Raw genomic sequence first — 18,503 nt, 5'->3', positions numbered from 1 at the left:
TTCAACCATAATACGTCATACGAGATGTCTATATTCTTGACTTGAGTTCAGAAGTGTGGACTTCCGATCTCACCGGGCCGTTGTGCACGAACTTCTCAGCGGCTGCCGTTCTCGCGGGCTCGTGCCCGGACGTTGCGGACCGCGTTGATCAGGAACGCCGTGAAGATGATCGCCGCGATTCCCGCTCCCGCACCACCGAGGGCGATGATCAGGGCCGGGAAGTCCTTCTGCGGGATGACATCCGCGTCCAGCTTCGTCGGCTTCGGCGGCGGCGCCGCCACACCCCACTCAGCGGGCACCACGTCGTCCAGCGCCGCAGCCGGGTCGACCACGCCGTAGCCGACGATGTCGTTGTGCCCGTTGATACCGCCTGGGTGCAGCGCCGTCTGCTTGATCCGATCCATGATCTGCCCGGCGGTCAGCGGCCGGTTCTCGCGCTCGTACTTCTGCTTGATCAGCACGGCTAGGCCGGACACGTACGGCGCGGCGAAGCTGGTGCCCTGGATCGGACCCAGCTGGCCGCTGTCGCCGGTGGCGATCTGGCTGGCCAGCCCGGTGGCGCCGACACCCGGGTCGAGGGCGATCAGGTTCTCGCCCGGCGCGGCCACGTCGACCCACGGGCCCGGCACGGTGAACTCCGACGGCGCACCCGCTTGGTTCACCGAGGCGACGGTGAGCACGTAGTCGTCGAACCAGGCCGGCAGCACCGCGGTCGTCGGGCTTCCGGCCGCGTTCTTCTGGCAGGACTCGCCGACGTTCCCGGCCGCGACGACCACCACGACCCCGGCGTTGTAGGCGTCCTTGACTGCATTGTGCAGTTCTTGGTTGCCGTAGTCGTTGTAGTTGCTGGCCTGCGCGATCGGCTGGCACGACGACTGCGAGATGTTGATGACGCTGGCACCGCGGTCCACCGCGATGTTGATCGCTTGCGCCATCGTCTGGGTGTTGCCGATCGTGGCGTTGTTGCCGTCGCTGACGAACAGCTTCGAGGACTGGCGGATGGACAGGATCCGGGCATCCGGTGCGACACCGACATAACCGGTCTGGCCTGTCTGGTCCTGGCCTGCCGCGATGATTCCCGCAACGATCGTGCCGTGTCCGTCGCAGTCCTTGTCTCCGCCGCCGTCCGGGACGCTGCTCCCACCGTCCTGAACCTTGCCCTGAAGCCTCGGATGCGCGGCGTTCACGCCAGTGTCGATGACGGCCACCGTCTGCCCGGCACCGCGCAGACCCTGGTCGTGGGCCTGCTCGAAGCCGAGAACCAACTGGCTCCACGGCTTCTCCTCGATCACGGAGTTGCCGGAGTTGCCCCGCATGCAGCCTTGCTTCTGCGGGTAGGTGAACCGGTCCAGCGAGTGACTGGCCTTTTTGGACGGATCCAGCTGCGGCGGACCGACGGTCTGCGCGACCGCGGGTGCGGTGGGTCCGCCCAGCGCGAACGTGCCCACCGCGGCGAGCAGCGCGAATCCACGCAGCCCGCCGCGGGAGCGGAAGATCCTAGAGCGCATCACGCCGCCCCTCAGAAGAAGTTCATGTTGAGGTCGCGGATGTACATGTAGAGGTCCATGGCGGCCAGCGCCAGCGGCAGCACCAGCGCGATCAGGACCGCTTCCAGGATGTCCACCGTGCGGCGCTGCACCGGCGAGAACCGGCGGTTCGGGAACACCACGCCGAAGATGATCGCCAGGATGCCGAGCAGCAGCAGCGGCGGGAACACCCAAGCCACCGCCAGCGACCACTGCGCGACCTGCACCAGCAGGCCGATGGTGACGCCCAGGGACGACAGCAGACCGCTCAGCAGCAGCGCGATCGCCTGGCTGCCGTTGGCGTAGTTGCGGCCGCGCAGCAGCAGGACTGCCGAGACGACGATCGCGAACACCGCGCCCCAGATGCTGGCCGCGGCCGCGAGGATCGAGCCGAGCGCCGCTACCACGCCGCAGCCGATGATCAGGCCCGTCATGTACTGGTGCGCCAGGCCGGTCTGCCGCTCGATCATGCGGTAGTCCGGGAAGCCGGTGTCTTCCTTGAGGTCCTCGGCGCTGCCCGGCACGTGCGGCAATGGCAGCTTTGCGAGCTGGATGGTGATGCGCGGCAGCAGCGAGATGCCGGCCAGGCCGACGGCCGCGGCGCCCGCGGCGATACCCGCGGTGCTGGCGCCGGGCACCAGCGTCGCGACGAGGAAGCCGATGGTGCCGAACGCCGCCGCCGTGGCGGCCGCGATGAATGTCACGATGCCCGCGCCGATCACCATGATCGACACCGATGCGTTGATCAGCGTCAACGCGCAAGCCAGCAACAGCCTCGGTTCGAGGGCGTTGCCCGGCACGATGTTGAAGCCCGTGACGAACGCCATCGGCAGCCCACCCGCGGCGGCGATCACCGTGCCGGTGGTGGGCGCCGCGTAGGCGCGGGTCACGATCGAGCCGACGCCGGTCGCGAAGATCGCCACCACGACCGCCGTCACGGCGGCCACGATCTGGTAGACGATCGGCGCCGTGCCCTCCAGTTCGGGGTGCAGCAGCCCGGCTGGGCCCGCCAACCCCAATGCGACGGCCGCGCCGATGAGCGCCAGCGCGCCGGCCGCGTGCCCGATCTTGGCCGCGGTTTCCTTGGTCCACGGCCGGTAGCTGCCCGGTTCCGCTTCCGCGAGCGCGTCGACGACGTCGTCGTACAGCGGCGGCGGCGGGTCGTCCGACCGGCGCCGCAACTGCAACATGTCGCCGTCGACGATTCCCTGCGAGGACAGCGTCTGACTCGGGTCGAGGGGCTGGCTCTCCCCGAGCTTGGCCAGGCACCAGCCGCCGTGCCGAGAACCGCCATCCGGGGTGATCCCGCGGGCCATGTCCAGCACCATCGGCAAAAGGTCTGCTACCGCCACGTCTGCGGGAAGCGCCAGGTCGATACGAGTTGTAGGCGCCACCACCGTCACGCGGCTGAACACCGTGGTCCCGGTCGCCACTTGGGCCCCCTACTCCCTTAGGTTGATTGCCTTGCATTCATTTGTGTCTTGGGCTCGATCCAACCAAGGCCGGTTTTTCTCGTGAAACCGGCCCGCCCGGTCGAAGAGCGCCCCTAGTATGGCCACACCGACCGTCGGCGGGGGCAGGTTTGGTGCAACTCGTGCCAACTACTTCATATCTGGTTGGTCACGCCCGAGTCCCACCCCGCCGCAGGCGGTGCCGCGCCGGTACAGAATGCTGGCTGCGACATTCGAGAGCACGTTTGACACGGAAAGGTTGTTGCGTCCGGTGAGCACGCTGCAGTTCAAGCGAACGCCACGCCTGGCCGCTCCCAGGCCACCGGGCGGGGAGGTGCACCTCGAACCACCGCCGGAGATTCCGCGGACCATTCCGGGCAACATCGTCCAGAAGGTCCTGCCGGGCATCATGATCGTCGCCTCGCTGGGAATGATGGTCTTCATGCTCCAGCGGGCCAAGGACAACCCGATGATGATGATGATGCCGGCGATGATGCTCATCTCAACTTTCGGGATGATGGCCGGCGGCGGCAAGGAAGGCAGCCAGAAGAAGGCTGAGATGAACGAGGACCGCAAGGACTACCTGCGGTACCTCGGGCAGATGCGCGACCGCGCGCGGGAGGCCGCCGACGAGCAGCGGCTGGCCCGGGAGTGGGTGCACCCCGACCCGCAAACCCTGTGGTCCCTGGCCGCCGGCAGCCGGCGGATGTGGGAGCGACGCCCCAACGACAACGACTTCTGCCAGGTCCGGGTGGGTCGCGGTTCGCAGCGGCTGGAAACCCGCCTGGTGCCACCGCAAACCGGCCCGGTCGACGAGCTGGAGCCGATCACCACGCTGGCGCTGCGCCGCTTCGTGCGCGCGCACTCGCTGGTGCCGGACCTGCCGATCGCCACCTCGCTGCGCGGTTTCGCCGCGGTCGGCCTGCAGGGCGACCGGGACGTGGTGCGCGGCCTGGCCCGCGCGATCGTGTGCCAGCTGGCCGCCTTCCACACCCCCGACGACGTGATGATCGCGGTCGCCAGCAGCGGCCGCGCGCGCACGGAGTGGGACTGGGTGAAGTGGCTTCCGCACGCCCAACACCCGACCGAGACCGACGGCATCGGCCCGATGCGGCTGATGGCCGGTTCGCTCGGGGCCCTGGAGCAGATGCTCGCCGAGCAGCTGGCGGACCGGGCGCGGTTCCAGCGCAACGCCGCGCCGCCGGAGGGCCAGCCGCACATCGTGATCATCCTCGATGACGCCGAGATCACCCGCGAAGAGGCGCTCTACGTCGAAGGCGGACTGGCCGGGGTCACCATGATCGACCTGTCCGACCTGCTCGGGCAGCTCACCGCGCGCCGCGGCATGCGGATGGTCGTGGAGGAGGACCGGATCGGTGCCCGCGGCGGGTCCGGTGTGGAATGGTTCGGCAAGCCGGACACGCTGAGCACGGAGGAAGCCACCTCGCTGGCCCGCCAGCTTGCGCCGTACCGGGTGGCCGGCGGAGTTTCGGCATCCGACGCCGACAGCGGCGGCTACGAGCCGCTGACCACGCCGCTGAACTACATCGAGCAGCTGGGGTTGGCCGGTGACGTGGTCACCTTCGACCTCAACGAGGCATGGCGGCCGCGGTCCCGAGACGACCTGTACCGCGTCGCGATCGGCCCCGGCGAGCAGGGCGAAATCGTCCACCTGGACATCAAGGAAACCGCCTCCGGCGGCATGGGCCCGCACGGGCTGTGCATCGGTTCGACCGGTTCCGGTAAGTCCGAGTTCCTGCGCACCATCGTGCTGGGCCTGATGGCCACCCACTCGTCGTCGATGCTCAACTTCGTGGTCGTCGACTTCAAGGGCGGTGCGACCTTCAACGGGTTCGAGCCGGCGCCGCACGTTTCGGCGAGCATCTCGAACCTGGAGGGCGACGGCTCTCTGATTGACCGCATGCAGGACGCGCTGGCCGGTGAGATGAACCGCCGCCAGGAGGTCCTGAACAAGGCAGGCGCGAAGAACGTCTGGGACTACCGGAAGATGGGCGAGGCCGGCGACGAACGTTGCCAGGAGCCGCTGCCCGCGCTGTTCGTGGTCATCGACGAGTTCTCCGAGCTGCTGTCGCAGCAGCCTGATTTCGCCGAGCTGTTCGTGATGATCGGTCGACTGGGTCGTTCGCTGCAGGTCCACCTGCTGCTGGCTTCCCAGCGACTGGAAGAGGGCAAGCTGCGCGGTCTGGACACGCACTTGTCGTACCGGATCGGTCTGAAGACCTTCAACGCGGCGGACTCCCGCGCGGCGATCGGTGTTCCCGACGCGGCCGACCTGCCCGCCACCGGTGGTCACGGGTACCTGAAACACCCCAACGGCATGGAGCGGTTCCGCGCCGCGTTCGTGTCCGGCCACATGCACCAGACCAGTGGCCGCCGCCCGACGCTGAAGGGCGGCGCGTCGCCGGTCACCGGCGACAAGATGCCGCGAAAGTTCATCCCGGACTACATCGAGAAGCCACCGGAACCGGAGAAGCCGGTCGTCGAGGAGGTCAAGGAGCAGAAGAGCGACCTCGACCCGACGGACTTCCAGATCATCATCGACAAGATTCGCGGGCAGGGCCCGCCGGCGCACGCGGTGTGGCTGCCGCCGCTGGACACACCGCCCACTTTGGACGCCCTGCTGCCGCCGCTGCAGCAGACAGACGACCGCGGCTACACGGCGGCGGGCTTCGCGGGTAGCGGCCGCCTGCAGTTCCCGGTGGGTCTGATCGACGTGCCGTACCACCAGCGGCAGGACCCGATGACTCTGGACTTCAGCGGTCAGGGCGGTCACGGCGCGATCGTCGGCGGTGTCGGTGCGGGCAAGTCGAACACGGTTCGAGCGATGATCGCATCGATGGCGCTGACCCACACGCCGCGGGAGGTGCAGTTCTACTGCATCGACCTAGGTGGTGGTTCGATCTCCGCGCTGCGGGGCCTGCCGCACATGGGTGGTTACGGCACGAGGCGCGACCAGGACACGGTTCGGCGGACGATCGCGGAGCTCAAGACGATGCTGGCCGAGCGGGAAGCGCGGTTCCAGCAGCACGGCGTCGAAGGCATGAACGACTACCGCAACCGCAAGCGGCGCGGTGAGTTCGAGGACGACCCGTTCGGCGATGCATTCCTGATCATCGACGGATGGCGGACGTTCCGCGAGGAGTTCGAGTCGCTCGAGCAGGACGTGCTGAACCTGGCGGCCAACGGCCTGGCCTACGGCGTGCACTTGTTCGTCACCGCCGCGCGTTGGGCTGAGATCCGCCCGGCGATGAAGGACCTGATGCAGACCCGCATCGAGCTGCGGCTCGGTGACCCGAGCGAGTCGGAGATCGACCGCAAGTTCGCGGTGAAGGTCCCGCAGGGCCGCCCGGGGCGCGGTATGCACGGCAGCAAGCTGCACTTCCTGACCGCCCTGCCCCGTGTGGACAGCGAGACCATCGGTGACCGCGTCGAGGCTGAGCACGAGCAGGTCAAGCGGGAGATCGACGAGGGCAAGCCGGTCCGCGCGCCCCGCCTGGGCTGGGAGCTCTACAACGACGACGTCTCCGACGGTGTCGCTGACTTCGTCAACCGGGTCAAGAGTTCTTGGAAGGGGCGTCCGGCGCCGCAGGTCCGCCTGTTGCCGGAGATGCTGCCGTACCAGCAGTTGCCGCGTCCGGAGCAGCAGCCGAAGCCGAAGCTGGTGCCGATCGGCATCAACGAGGACGGCCTGCACCCGGTGTACCTGGACTTCAACGCCGAGCCGAACTTCTACGCGTTCGGTGAGCGGGAGTCGGGCAAGACGGCGCTGCTGCGCACGGTCGTCCGCGGTATCACCGAGCGGTACACGCCGAAGGAAGCGCTGATCCTGCTGGTCGACTACCGGCGCACGATGCTCGGGTTCCTCAACACCGGGCACCTGCTGGAGTACGCGGTCGGTGCGGACCAGTTGAAGGGCAACGTCAAGGACATCGCGGCGTCGTTGAAGAAGCGGCTGCCCGGCCCGGATGTGACGCAGGAGCAGTTGAAGGACCGCTCTTGGTGGAAGGGCCCGGAGCTGTTCGTCATCGTCGACGACTACGAGCTGGTCGCACCGCAGGGCAACAACCCGCTGGCGCCGCTGGCGGAGTTCGTGCCGGTGTCCAACGACGTGGGTCTGCACATCGTGCTGGCGCGCAACTCCGGCGGCGGCAGCAAGTCCTTGTACGAGCCGATCATCGGCAAGATGCGCGAGACGTCGGCGCCTGGTCTGGCGATGAGCGCGAACAAGGACGACGGTCAGCTGGTAGCCAACATCAGGTCGCGGCCGCTGCCGCCTGGTCGAGGCACGCTGGTCAGCCGTAGCTTGCGCGGCGGTCCGCAGATGATCCAGACGGCTTTCATCCAGCCGGAGTGATCCGACGGGACAACGCGAAAAGCCTCCCCTGCCTCGGCGGGGGAGGCTTCTTGTTGTACGGGTGGTCCTGACCCTGCTGGCTAATTCCGCGAGGGGCTGGTTTCACCGCGGGAGTGGTCCGGTTCTGCCTCGCCAACCGGTGTGCGGTGGACGGCCTGTTCGCATCGGTAGACGACACGAACGGTCCGTTCGCCCCGTTCATCCGATGTGAGGCCCGCCTCGCGTCCACCCCCCGCCCGAAACGGCGGAACCTGCAATCCCGGCGACCGCATGACCGTATCGGCGCCCGGTCGCGGTGGAGGTCGAGGAAGGCCGCCGCACCGACCCGCTCCGGGTGATTTTTCGAGGTGAGGGCACCCTTGAGCGGCATAGTTGCTCAAGGGTGCCCTCACCTCTCACCTGGTGGTGCGGTTCGGCGAACGCGTCGAGCTGAATCCAGAACATCGCCACTGCTTCTTTCGCTGGGGGCGCGGACGATTCCGCGCGAAATCGCGCTTTCGGTGGGGAGCGTTCGTCGACGGCGCGAAATCGCCACCGCCTCTGGCGGGGATCGGCGCGGCGGGAATGCGTCGGCGGCGCGTGCGGAGTCTCGCGGAACTGGTCCACTTCGGATGGTTGGAATTGCACTGCTGACGCCGGTAAGTGGCCGGCGGAGATGGCCGATTCGGCTCGCCGAGCAGGACTTCACCGCTGGGTCGCGTCGCGGGGGGTCGGGCGCGGTGAGGCACACCCGCGCCCCGGCCAATTGGCGCGGGGCCCCTCACCCCGTTCGGATGGCAACAATCCGTGACAGGTGGTCGCGTTGATCACCCGGTCAGGGGCAGACTGTTGGTGCGCTCGCACCCTTAACCTCTAGGGTGCTCGGGGGGAGTCGGCGCGCCGAGAAATCGGCGGTCGGACGACAGACGTCGCCGGAAAAGGCGCTTCGGCGACGGTGAAGGAGTTCTGGGTGTCCCTGCACGTCTCGATCGACTTCGGCACGTCGAGCACATGCACGGTGGTGTCCGTCGGCGGTGCCGAACCGCAGGTGGTGGTGATAGATGGGCAGCCGCTGGTCCCGTCCGCGGTCTTCGCGGCGGCGGACGGCACGCTGTTCGTCGGGCACGAGGCCGAACGCCAGGCCGCAGTCGACCCAGCACGTTTCGAGCCACACCCGAAGCGCCGCATCGACGAAGGCGAGCTGCTGCTAGGCAGCAGCGTGCTGAAGGTCGTCGACGTGATCCGCGCCGTGCTGCAGCGCGCGGTCGGCGAGGCCCGCCGCTTCGCCGGCGGCGCGGCCGTGGATCTACTGGTGCTGACCCACCCCGCGGACTGGGGCGCGATGCGCACCGCCGAGCTGCGCAAGGCCGCCACCGGACTGGGCAAGGAACTGGTCATGGTGCCGGAACCCGTTGCGGCGGCGGTGTTCCACTCCTCCGGTCACGGCCTCCCCGACGGCGGCGCGCTGGCGGTGCTCGACCTCGGCGGTGGCACGGTGGACGCCAGCGTGGTGTGCAAGCAGGGCTCGTCGTTCCAGGTACTGGCCACCCGCGGCGAACCAAACTTCGGCGGTGCAGACATCGACCAGGCGCTGCTGGACCACATCGGCAGGCTCGTTTCCGCCACCGATCCCGAGGCGTGGCGCAGGCTAGTCGAGGGCCGCGACATGGCCGATCGCCGACGCCGCCGGGTGCTGCGGCAGGACGTCCGCGGTGCCAAGGAGACCCTGTCCCGGCACACCTACACCGACGTCCCGTTGCCGCCGCCGTTCTCGGACGCGCACGTCACCCGCGTCGACTTGGAGGCACTGATCGCCGGGCCGTTGGGCAAGGCCGCCGACCTGGTACTGGCCACCCTGCGCGAGGGCAAGGTGCAACGGCAGCAGTTGGCCGGCGTGTTCCTTGTCGGCGGATCGAGCAGGATCCCGATGGTGGCGCGGCTGATCCACGAGCGCACTGGCGTGGTGCCGACCACTTTGGACCAGCCCGAAACCGTGGTGGCGCGCGGCGCGCTCAGGGCGGTGCGGCTGGATCCGGACCGCAGCGGCGGACTGGCGCCCGCCGGTGCCTGGGCGGGCGCATCGACGGTGCGCGCCTATCCGGTACCCGGCCCGCCCCCGGTCGGCTCCGCGAGCGTCTCCCCGATCGGCGCCGGTGTGACCGCGGGCGACTCGCTCAGCGGTGCCCGGACCGTCGTCATCGGCGGCAGCGATCAGACGATGCCGGTCACGCGCAGGCCCAGCCGGAAGAAGCGCAAGCTGCCGTGGCTGATCGGTGCCGGCGCGGCCATCGTGGTGGCCGTCGGCGTGGTCCTGACCCTGGTCATCACCAGCAGCGGCCAGCCGCAGGCCGAAGGAGGCGGCCCGGCCCGGCGGGCCGCGCAGTACGACTACGAGTTCTCCTACCCTGGCGACTGGAAGCAGATCGGCGGCGACCCGAAGAACTGGCAGACGCTGATCGCCCCGGAGGACGCCGCGCAGGATTCGGTTATCGCGGTCAACGAGGGGAAGCTCGACTTCGACACCGACACCGACCGGAACCGGGCGGTTCAGCAACTGCTCAGTGACTACCAGCAAAAGGTCGCGGCCGGCGAACCGTTCTCCTTGTTCAACCCGTCCACCAGTTTCGCCGGTCGGGACGTGGTGTACTACCGGCAACAAATGCCGGACGCGACGGTCGAGTGGTACGTGCTGCACCGAGGACAATTCCGGGTTCTCGTCGGCTGCAAGTACGGCTCGGTCGGCAAGGACGACGTGGTCCGCGCTTGCGAACAGGTCGTCGGTTCCATCAAGGTCCGTTGAACCGGCGGTGAATTCGCCGCGGTGGAATGGATTTCGCGCGGCCCTCGGACAGGGAGACATTGCCATGGCAGATCCAGCGGATTCCGTCCGCAAATTCCGCGCCGAACTCGCCGATGCGGTGGGCCGCAGTCGGCGGGCCCGCGACGAGGCGCACCACCGCGCCGATGATTTCCGAAGGCACACAAGGGAACTCGCGAAGCACGTGGTGACGGGCAGCTGCGCCGCCGAATCCGCGCAGCGGGCGGTGGCGATCGACTACCGCAGCCGGGCGGGCCTGGAAGTTCCCGAGTTCTCGGCAATTGAGTCGAATGTGCGCCCGGACACCGCCGCGAACGAGTCGACGGCCGGGAAATCGCAAGAGCAAACGCCTTCCGACGGCAGTGATCTCGACTTTTCGCAAGCGCGAATCATGCGATGACCTGCGGGTTCCGCGCCCGGCGTTTACATCAGCAACGGGTTGCGCAGAAATCTAGGACAACGTGGAACCGAACATGGCAATGTCTGCGTCGCAGGTTCATCCGAACTTGATGACGAGTTTGAAGGGGGTCATCCAGAGATGGCTGGAATTGGTGCAGACGTCGAGGCGATCGAGAAGGCGTCGCAGGACATCGACGAGGCTCGCAACGCCGTCGAGCAGGCGCTCCAGCAGCTGAGCGGCCAGCTGGAGGGGCCGGTCGCGAACTGGAAGGGCGCGGCCGCGGACGTGTTCCGCAAGCTGATGGGCTCCTACGAAGAAAGCGGCAAGAAGATCCTGCAGAAGCTCGACGAGCTGGGCCAGAACGTGCAGAGCTCCGGTGCGGACTACGCCCAGGTCCAGGAGGAGCAGGCCCAGGAGATCTCCAAGATCACGGCGATGCTCGACGGCTGAGCCGCACTTCGAAAAGTCGTACGCTCCGAATTCTTGACCATAGGTATTTGAGGGGATAAGCAATGAGCGAGATTGCAGTCAACTTCGCCGAGCTGCAGCAGGCCTCGGACGACCTGCAGGCTGCGGCCCAGAAGATCCAGGGTGAGCTGGACGACCTGGAGGGCAAGATCCAGAAGCTCGTCTCCACCTGGGAGGGCGAGGCCGTGGCCGCGTACCAGGATGCCCAGAAGTCCTGGGACGAGGAAGCGGCTCGCATGCAGGAGACCGCCGCGAAGATGGGCATGGCCGTTGGGGCCGCCAACGAGTCCTTCCAGGCCGGTGAGAAGAAGAACGCCGGTCGCTTCGGTGGCTGATCCCACCCGCTGAACAGCGATCTGCGGCCCCGGCGAGCGCCGGGGCCGCAACGCTGTCCGGGGTCGCGCGGGTACCGCCCCCGGCATTCGCTATCCTAGTTCCGGCGATCTGCCAGGTCAGAAACCTCCGAGCAATTACTGAGGACCCGTTTTGACCGGGCCGGAAGCCACCAAGTACCCTCATTCTTTGTTGTGCGGTGCGCGGCTGCAGTTCGCGCCAGTGAATCGGGCCTCTCGGGGATCGCGGTCACGGCGGCGGAACTGGCGGACGTGCCGGTTCCCGGGAGAATTCCTGCGGGAACCGACCGGCGTGATCGAGACGGGCTCCGCACTGACGATTCCGACGCGAACGACGACGAGGTAGATCCGTGCGCACGTACAGCCCGAAGCCCGGCGAGGTGACCCGCGCCTGGCATGTGATCGACGCCGAGGATGTGGTGCTCGGCCGGTTGGCAACTCAGGCCGCGACGCTGCTGCGCGGCAAGCACAAGCCGACCTACGCGCCGCACATCGACACCGGCGACTTCGTCGTCGTCGTCAACGCCGAGAAGGTGGCCCTCACCGGTAACAAGCGCACCCAGGCGTTCCAGTACCGGCACAGCGGCTATCCCGGTGGTCTGCGCAAGCAGTCCTTCGGCGAGGTGCTCGAGAAGCACCCCGAGCGGCTGCTCGAAAAGGCGATCAAGGGCATGCTGCCGAAGAACAAGCTCGGCCGCGCCATGGGCAAGAAGCTCAAGGTCTACGCCGGCCCGGAGCACCCCCACCAGGCCCAGAACCCGCAGCCGTTCGAGATCAACGCGAAGGTCGAGAAGTGACTGACGAACTTCAGCAGGAAGAGAACGTGACCCCGGAGGAGACCGCCGAGGTCGAGGAGACCGCCGAGGTCGAGCAGACCGCCGAGGTCGAGGAGACCGCCGAGGCGGCTGCCCCGGCTCCGATCCCGGTGCCGACCGGCCGTCCGGTGCAGACCGTGGGGCGCCGCAAGGAAGCCGTCGTCCGGGTCCGGCTGGTGCCGGGCAACGGCGGCTTCAAGCTCAACGGCAAGAGCCTCGAGCAGTACTTCCCGAACAAGGTGCACCAGCAGCTGATCAAGGAGCCGCTGGTCACCGTCGAGCGTGTGGAGAGCTTCGACGTGCTGGCCACCCTGCGTGGTGGCGGCCCGTCCGGCCAAGCCGGTGCGCTGCGCATGGCGATCGCCCGTGCGCTGGTGGCCTACGAGGCCGAAGACCGCCCGGCGCTGAAGAAGGCCGGCATGCTCACCCGTGACGCGCGGGAGAAGGAGCGCAAGAAGTACGGTCTCAAGAAGGCCCGCAAGGCGCCGCAGTACAGCAAGCGCTGACGCGAACTTCATCCGATCTGCGGGAGCAGTCATCAGTCCACTGCGGACGGGACTGCTCCCGCAGTCGTATGCGCCGGTCTACCGACTCGCGCCGCGTTGGTGTCAAAATCACCACGCCCGCAGGCGGTTGCCACGCCCGCGTGGGATAAACGGCTTCGCCGCTGAAAAGACAACAACCCGACGTGGCGCGTCCGATCTCGCGCCCCGCGGAGTTTTCCGCGTCACACGAGGAGGACGTGCTGCTGATGGCTCGGTTGTTCGGCACCGACGGGGTGCGCGGGTTGGCCAACGCGGATCTGACGCCGGAGCTGGCGATGTCGGTGGCCGCAGCGGCCGCGCGGGTGCTCTACGACCGGGACGATTCGCAGCGCCGAGTGGCGTTGGTCGGCCGCGATCCACGCGCCAGCGGCGAGATGCTGGAGGCCGCGGTCACGGCGGGCCTGACCTCGGCCGGTGCCGACGTGCTGCGGGTCGGCGTGCTGCCCACCCCGGCGGTGGCGCACCTGGTCGCGGAGCTGGGCGCGGACCTCGGCGTGATGATCTCCGCCTCGCACAACCCGATGCCGGACAACGGGGTCAAGCTCTTCGCGGCTGGCGGGCACAAGCTCCCGGACGCAGTCGAGGACGAGATCGAGGCTCGCCTGACCGAGCAGGTCGACCGGCCCACCGGGGCCCACGTCGGCCGCGTCCACGACGTCCCCGACGCGGTGCGGCGTTACGTCGATCACCTGCTGACCGCGGCTCCGCAGTCGCTCGACCGGCTGAAGGTCGTCGTGGACTGCGCCAACGGCGCGGCCTCGGTCGCCGCTGCGGAGGCTTACCGCCGGGCGGGCGCCGAGGTGATCGCGATCCACGCCGAGCCGGACGGCATCAACATCAACGACGGCGTCGGCTCGACCCACCTCGACGTGCTGCAGGCAGCGGTGCTCGAACACGGCGCGGACCTGGGCATCGCGCACGACGGCGACGCCGACCGCTGCCTCGCGGTGGACGCCAGCGGGACCGCAGTGGACGGCGACCAGATCATGGCGATCCTCGCGGTGGCCATGCACGAGTCCGGCGAGCTCACGGAGAACACGCTGGTCGCGACCGTGATGAGCAACCTCGGCCTGCACCTGGCGATGCGCGAGCAGGGCGTTGAGCTGCGCACTACCGCCGTCGGCGACCGGTACGTGCTGGAGGAGCTGCGAGCCGGCGGTTTCGCGCTCGGTGGCGAGCAGTCCGGCCACGTCGTGCTGCCCGGCCACGCGACCACCGGCGACGGCCTGCTCACCGCGTTGCGGCTGATGGGCCGGATGTCGGCCACCGGCACCCCGCTGGCGTCGTTGGCCAAGGTCATGCGGCGGTTGCCGCAGGTGCTGATCAATGTGCGCGTGGCGGACAAGGCCGCGGCGGTCACGGCGGCCGAGGTGGCGTCCGCGGTGGCGGCGGCCGAGGGGGAACTCGGTGACACCGGTCGGATCCTGCTGCGCCCATCTGGCACCGAGCAGCTGGTACGCGTGATGGTCGAGGCGCCGAGCGAGAAGAGCGCACAGGCCGTGGCGGAGCGTTTGGCGGAAATCGTTGCCACAATCCGGTGATCTTGTGATTTTGATCTCTCATTGCGACGCGATCTGTGAGACCCTGCTCACATGGGTGCCATCGTTGTCGCCATGGTCGTGGGGCTCGTCGCTGTCGGGCTCGTCGTCGCTATCGTGATCCTCTCCGCGCTCGCGTTGGCCGGCATGAAAGCCGTCAACGTCGCGCACGAGAGCAGATCCTGGTTCGTCAACCGTAGACGTCAAAGCTGAGCGTGCGCCGTGCGCGGGCGAGTGTTCGGTGACCTGCTGATCGTTCTCGTGGTGCCCCTCGTGCTCATGATCCTGGGCGCGTTCGTGCTCGCCGTCGTGCTGGCGCAGGGCTGGGGCCTGCACCTGATCTTCGAGGGCGGCGGCCTGTATTGATCATCGGCTGAGCCCGAGATCATGCGATGCCGTAATCTGCATTGATCTGAGGTTCGCCGATGCGCTGCTGGGCGTCGCGACGGCCATCTGCCTGGTGGTGCTCGTGCTGGTGCTGCTCCGGCGGCGTTGAACGATTCTGGTCCTCCGCTGCCTCGGACGCAGTGCCCTCCGATAAGTTCGGTTCCTGGTCGAACGATTGGAGGTTCCGGTGATCTTCCAGATCCTGATCGTGATCGTCGTGAGCGCACTCGCCGGTGCCGGTGGTGGCGCGCTCGTCGCGATGATCGCGAAGAACAAGGCTCCGGCGCAGCCGCCGATGCAGCAGTTCCCGCCGCAGCAGGGCTTCTCGCCGCCGCCGCAGCAGGGTCTTCCGCCGCAGCAGGGTCAGGGTTTCGGGCCGCCGCCGCAGGGCCCCTACCAGCATTGAGCGACCACGAACAGATCCGTTCAGGACTAGCAGGGGGAAACTTTGTACCTGGTGATCACGCTGGTGCTCAGCCTGCTCTGCGGCGGCGGGGCCGGTGCGTTGACCGGGCTTCTGATCGTCAAGAACAGCAACAACGCCCAGCGGCCTGCGCAGTTCCCGCAACAGGGCTTCGCCCCGCAGCCGCCCCAGCAGCAGTACCTGCCGCAGCAGTTCCCGCCGCAGCCGGGCTACGGCCCGCCGCCGGGTCCGCAGACGCCTCAGTGATCGACTTCTCACCTTCACGGATGCAAGCACCTCGGCGGACCGGCCGTTTAACCCTGGGGAACCTGCCAAGATTAGGAACCAGCGAATCATCCGCGCCGTCACACCCGCTGAGACGTGCGCGACAGGTCGGGTGAAGGGGGCGCGATGAGCGGGGCGCAGACTTCGGGAAGTGATGTCGGGAAGGCGGCCAATGCGTTCTCCGACGGTGCTGGGGCGATCAAAGAGCAGGCCAAGGCGGCCACCGAGACGAAATTGACCGCGGAGAAGTTCGGGAAGAAGTTCCACGAGGCCGGCAAGGCCTACAAGGACGCGCTGGACAAGCTGGGGAAGAACATCGAGTCGTTCGCCGAGCACGGATCGAAGCTCTCCGAGAGCTTCTCCGAATCCGCGAAGGAATACCAGGCCCGCGACGAATCCGGTGCCCAAGAGGTCGGGAAGGTTCAGGCCTGATGGCGGACGAGAAGAAGAAGGAAGAGGAAAGCAGCTTCGGCGAGGACGTCGGTTCGGTTGTCGGCGGTATCCAGGGTGGGGTCACCGGTCTGGTGCTCGGGCCGGCCGGTGCCGCGGCGGGCGCGAAGATCGGATCGGAAGTCGGTGGTGCGATCGGCGGGGCCGCGCAGGACGTCGGCGAGTGGCTCGGCGAGACGGCCTCCGACGCGGGCAGCTGGTTGGTCGACAACGCGGGCAGCATCGCGGACACCGCGATGTCCGTCGTCAACCCGATCGGCGGCAAACTCTTCGAGTCGATCACCGACGGCGGTTTCTCGGCGTTGCAGGAGAAGGCCAAGGCCGCCGAGGAGCGCAAGGGCAAGTTCGAGGACGCCAAGGGGAAGTTGGAGGACGGCGGCGCCGTCAACACCTCCGACGAACTCCTCGACAACGGCAAGATGGGGCTGGACTTCTTCGCGAAGTTCCTGCCGCTGTACCAGGATTGGGCAGGCAAGGGGCCGGACTTCAAGGGCGAGGTCGTCCAGGAGTACGACCAGCTCCGCGAGATCGACTTCGGCGCGTTCCGGGCCGACGCTGAGCGGTTGGGCGGCGTGCAGAAGGCGCTGTTGGACCAGAACGACTCGATGGGCCAGGCGTTCCGGGGCGCCAAACAGACCTGGAAGGGTTCGGCAGCGGACGCCGCCGAATCCAAGGTCGGTAGCTACAGCATGGCTGGCACGACGGTCACCAACGAGACCGAGAACATGGCCGGCGCCATCACTCCAGCAGCCGACGGCATCCAGCAGGCCGTGCGGGAATACGCCAAGTTCGTACTGGAGCTGGGCAAGGAGATCAAGTGCGCCGGCAAGGACCCGGACGACACCAAGGACGAGATCCGCAAGGCGCGCGGCGACATCAACCTCGAAGACCTCAAGGACATCGGGATCGATGACATCTTCTCGGGTGCCTGGTCGATCATCAAGGACCAGGCGATCGGCCTGATCCTCGGCGGCCCCATCGGCGGGCTGATCGGCCAGTTCTTCGGGGCCAAGGATGCCTGCGACCAGATCCGCCAGGGCCTGATCGACGACGCCAAGAAGTGGCTCGACCAGTCGTTCAAGCCCGAGATGGAGCAGAAGTACCAGAGCTTCAGGGACCAGAGCAAGGCAACCCAGGACGCCGTCCAGGCCGCATACGACCAGATGCTGCAGGCCGCCAAGGTCAGCGATGACCCGTTCAAGGGCCTCGGAGACGGCAAGGGCGGCGGTGACGACCAGGGCGGTGGCAACAACACCGGCGGCGGTGGTTCCGGCACCGGTGGCGGAGGTTCCGGTACCGGTGGCGCGGGCTCCGGAGGCGGCGGCGCCGGTGGCGGCGGCGCGCCGGAGATGCCGAAGACGCCCGAGATGCCGGAGATGCCCGAAGCCCCCGGAGCGGGTGGCGGCCTCGGTGAACAGGGCGAACAGGAGAAGGTGACCCTCGGCGAGGGCGACGACGCGGTCTCCGTCCAGAAGCCCGCCCCGGACGGCAAGACGCAGGTCGAGCTGATCGGCCCGGACGGCAAGCCGAAGACGTACGAGGTCGACTTCGGCCCGGCGGGTGGCGCCGGTGCGGGCTCGGGTGGGCCCGGGGCCGAGGGCATCCAGACGATGCCCGCGCCGGGGCAGGTGCCCGGCGGCGTCGGCGGGCCGCCCGGTGGCCAAGGTCCGATCCCGGTGCAGGCGGGCGAGGACGGCAAGGCCGTGATCCGCGAGGGCGACCGCACCATCACGCTGGAGCGCACGCCGGACGGCCAGGTCAAGGTCAACGTGGACAACGGTGGCGGGCAGCCGCCGCTGAACCAGACCATCGACTTCGGCAGCGACCAGGCGAAGCCGATCGACGGGGCGGACCGCATCACGACCATGCCCGCCGAAGCTCAGCCAGGCGAGGTGCCCCGACCGCCGGACGCCACCACGATGCCCGCGCCCGCCCCCGGATTCGCCGCGCCCGACGTGGGCACCATGCCCGCGCCCGCCCCCGGATTCGCCGCGCCCGACGTGGGCACCATGCCCGCGCCCGCCCCCGGATTCGCCGCGCCCGACGTGGGCACCATGCCCGCGCCGGACTCCGGCTTCGCTGCTCCGGATTACGGCAGCGGGATGGGCACGATGCCCGCGGCGGACCCCGGATTCGGTTCGCCCGCCTACGGCGTGGGCTCGACCATTCCTGCCTACGACACCAGCGGCGGAGTTCCTGCGGGCACCGAGCCGGCGGCGGCGGGCACGCCTGCCTCCACCGCTGCGCAGTCCGCGGGCATGAGCGCCTTCAGCAGCATTACCGACGGGGTGCAGAACTCGTTCGGCAGTGCCTCCGGCCAGCTGTTCGGCGGCCCGGACCAGCCGGGCGTGCCCGGCGGTCCCGACGCGCACGGATCGACCGGCCTGGCCTCCCTTGGAGACGCCGAGAGTGGCAGCCCGCAGGGCGCCACCGGCCTGTCGTCGCTGGGCGGTGACCGCAACGGTGGTTCGGCGCAGGGCGCTCAGGGAGCGCACGCCGGCCAGTCCGCCAACCAGAGCTCCGCCATGGGCGGCGGGATGATGGGCGGCATGGGCGCGATGGGCGGCGGCCATGGCGGTCAGCAGGGTGGTGAGCAGGAGCGCAGCAACAGCAGCCCGTGGCGAACCCAGGGCCAGCTCTTCGATGACGGCGTCGATTCGTCGAACGTGCGGTTCCGGTCGGTGCTGGGCGAGAACCGGGAGAGGTGAGC

At 68.4% G+C, this 18,503-nt stretch carries 16 protein-coding genes; 14 read left to right on the top strand and 2 right to left on the bottom strand.

Translation table 11 applies throughout. The annotated features are described in order from the left end of the window. Window positions 1–95: 95 nt before the first annotated feature. Both mycP and eccD read right to left on the bottom strand, forming a co-directional pair. Window positions 96–1,508 (bottom strand): type VII secretion-associated serine protease mycosin, encoded by a 1,413-nt coding sequence (gene mycP / locus ACWDKQ_RS23315; protein ID WP_450140871.1) that lies wholly within the window; start codon window positions 1,506–1,508, stop codon window positions 96–98. An 11-nt stretch (window positions 1,509–1,519) separates the two neighbouring features. Further along, window positions 1,520–2,959, bottom strand: coding sequence for a type VII secretion integral membrane protein EccD (gene eccD / locus ACWDKQ_RS23310; RefSeq protein WP_450140870.1), 1,440 nt, complete (start codon window positions 2,957–2,959; stop codon window positions 1,520–1,522). A gap of 289 nt (window positions 2,960–3,248) precedes the next feature. Here eccD and eccCa point away from each other — a divergent pair, with 289 nt between their 5' ends. The 14 genes from eccCa (at window position 3,249) to ACWDKQ_RS23240 (ending at window position 18,501) form a co-directional block, all read left to right on the top strand. Next, entirely contained in the window at window positions 3,249–7,352 is a 4,104-nt protein-coding gene (gene eccCa, locus ACWDKQ_RS23305) for a type VII secretion protein EccCa (RefSeq protein WP_450140869.1), read from the top strand. Between the two features lie 949 nt (window positions 7,353–8,301). Continuing rightward, on the top strand, window positions 8,302–10,131 hold the full coding sequence (locus ACWDKQ_RS23300; protein ID WP_450140868.1) for a type VII secretion-associated protein: 1,830 nt from the start codon (window positions 8,302–8,304) through the stop codon (window positions 10,129–10,131). 64 nt (window positions 10,132–10,195) lie between these two features. Then, entirely contained in the window at window positions 10,196–10,549 is a 354-nt protein-coding gene (locus ACWDKQ_RS23295) for a hypothetical protein (protein WP_450140867.1), read from the top strand. A 138-nt stretch (window positions 10,550–10,687) separates the two neighbouring features. Further along, complete coding sequence (locus ACWDKQ_RS23290) at window positions 10,688–10,999, top strand: WXG100 family type VII secretion target (RefSeq protein ID WP_450140866.1); 312 nt, start codon at window positions 10,688–10,690, stop codon at window positions 10,997–10,999. 62 nt (window positions 11,000–11,061) lie between these two features. Continuing rightward, window positions 11,062–11,352, top strand: a complete 291-nt coding sequence (locus ACWDKQ_RS23285) for a WXG100 family type VII secretion target (protein ID WP_450140865.1) — start codon at window positions 11,062–11,064, stop codon at window positions 11,350–11,352. A 368-nt stretch (window positions 11,353–11,720) separates the two neighbouring features. Further along, window positions 11,721–12,167, top strand: coding sequence for a 50S ribosomal protein L13 (rplM, locus tag ACWDKQ_RS23280; protein ID WP_450140864.1), 447 nt, complete (start codon window positions 11,721–11,723; stop codon window positions 12,165–12,167). Then, on the top strand, window positions 12,164–12,691 hold the full coding sequence (gene rpsI / locus ACWDKQ_RS23275; protein WP_450140863.1) for a 30S ribosomal protein S9: 528 nt from the start codon (window positions 12,164–12,166) through the stop codon (window positions 12,689–12,691). Before rplM ends, rpsI begins: the two co-directional genes overlap by 4 nt. A 245-nt stretch (window positions 12,692–12,936) precedes the next feature. Next, window positions 12,937–14,271: a phosphoglucosamine mutase gene (glmM, locus tag ACWDKQ_RS23270; RefSeq protein WP_450140872.1), complete on the top strand. Its 1,335-nt coding sequence runs from the start codon at window positions 12,937–12,939 to the stop codon at window positions 14,269–14,271. 51 nt (window positions 14,272–14,322) lie between these two features. Further along, window positions 14,323–14,481, top strand: a complete 159-nt coding sequence (locus ACWDKQ_RS23265) for a hypothetical protein (RefSeq protein ID WP_450140862.1) — start codon at window positions 14,323–14,325, stop codon at window positions 14,479–14,481. Window positions 14,482–14,490: 9 nt separating this feature from the next. Next, complete coding sequence (locus ACWDKQ_RS23260) at window positions 14,491–14,634, top strand: hypothetical protein (protein ID WP_450140861.1); 144 nt, start codon at window positions 14,491–14,493, stop codon at window positions 14,632–14,634. A gap of 208 nt (window positions 14,635–14,842) precedes the next feature. Further along, window positions 14,843–15,061 carry a hypothetical protein gene (locus ACWDKQ_RS23255; RefSeq protein WP_450140860.1) on the top strand — a complete coding sequence of 73 codons (219 nt, stop codon included), beginning with the start codon at window positions 14,843–14,845 and terminating at the stop codon, window positions 15,059–15,061. A 42-nt stretch (window positions 15,062–15,103) separates the two neighbouring features. Beyond that, window positions 15,104–15,325: a hypothetical protein gene (locus ACWDKQ_RS23250; protein WP_450140859.1), complete on the top strand. Its 222-nt coding sequence runs from the start codon at window positions 15,104–15,106 to the stop codon at window positions 15,323–15,325. Window positions 15,326–15,469: 144 nt separating this feature from the next. Further along, window positions 15,470–15,775, top strand: coding sequence for a type VII secretion target (locus ACWDKQ_RS23245; protein WP_450140858.1), 306 nt, complete (start codon window positions 15,470–15,472; stop codon window positions 15,773–15,775). Beyond that, window positions 15,775–18,501 carry a WXG100 family type VII secretion target gene (locus tag ACWDKQ_RS23240; RefSeq protein ID WP_450140857.1) on the top strand — a complete coding sequence of 909 codons (2,727 nt, stop codon included), beginning with the start codon at window positions 15,775–15,777 and terminating at the stop codon, window positions 18,499–18,501. The genes ACWDKQ_RS23245 and ACWDKQ_RS23240 overlap by 1 nt, the downstream gene beginning before the upstream one ends. Window positions 18,502–18,503 lie beyond the last annotated feature (2 nt).

Source organism: Saccharopolyspora sp. NPDC000995, from assembly GCF_053599315.1.
Note: the sequence above shows the minus strand (reverse complement) of the source record. Positions and strands in the feature narration are given on the sequence as shown.

What these genes read in the sequence shown, in the direction of transcription:
- glmM (WP_450140872.1), top strand. Translation starts at nt 12,937, where the DNA reads ATGGCTCGGTTGTTCGGCACCGACGGGGTGCGCGGGTTGGCCAACGCG.
- ACWDKQ_RS23290 (WP_450140866.1), top strand. Translation starts at nt 10,688, where the DNA reads ATGGCTGGAATTGGTGCAGACGTCGAGGCGATCGAGAAGGCGTCGCAG.
- ACWDKQ_RS23285 (WP_450140865.1), top strand. Translation starts at nt 11,062, where the DNA reads ATGAGCGAGATTGCAGTCAACTTCGCCGAGCTGCAGCAGGCCTCGGAC.
- ACWDKQ_RS23245 (WP_450140858.1), top strand. Translation starts at nt 15,470, where the DNA reads ATGAGCGGGGCGCAGACTTCGGGAAGTGATGTCGGGAAGGCGGCCAAT.
- ACWDKQ_RS23240 (WP_450140857.1), top strand. Translation starts at nt 15,775, where the DNA reads ATGGCGGACGAGAAGAAGAAGGAAGAGGAAAGCAGCTTCGGCGAGGAC.
- mycP (WP_450140871.1), bottom strand. Translation starts at nt 1,508, where the DNA reads ATGCGCTCTAGGATCTTCCGCTCCCGCGGCGGGCTGCGTGGATTCGCG.
- ACWDKQ_RS23295 (WP_450140867.1), top strand. Translation starts at nt 10,196, where the DNA reads ATGGCAGATCCAGCGGATTCCGTCCGCAAATTCCGCGCCGAACTCGCC.
- ACWDKQ_RS23265 (WP_450140862.1), top strand. Translation starts at nt 14,323, where the DNA reads ATGGGTGCCATCGTTGTCGCCATGGTCGTGGGGCTCGTCGCTGTCGGG.